General features: G+C 38.1%; 1 pseudogene. It reads right to left on the bottom strand.

The features are described 5' to 3' along the window. Positions 1-210 (bottom strand): annotated as a pseudogene (locus tag RM529_RS18035) (excinuclease ABC subunit B); the annotation flags it as partial.

The following is a 210-nucleotide window of genomic DNA, read 5'->3' on the forward strand; positions in this document are numbered from 1 at the left end:
ATAAAATCCAATTCTTTAGCCGCAGTTTCCATGGCTTTTCTTCTTTCTCTAATCACTTTTTCAACCTGACTTTTGCTGAAGTATTCCACTTCTTCTTCAGCAGCTTTTAGCGTTTTTGGCTTTTCATCGTAATCGTAAACATCCAGTTTTTGCTTAACCAGGGCACTGTCAAAAGCTTTAACTAACGGGGTTGGAGTGATTTTATGCTTC

Source organism: Autumnicola edwardsiae, from assembly GCF_031846505.1.
Lineage (GTDB): Bacteria > Bacteroidota > Bacteroidia > Flavobacteriales > Flavobacteriaceae > Autumnicola > Autumnicola edwardsiae.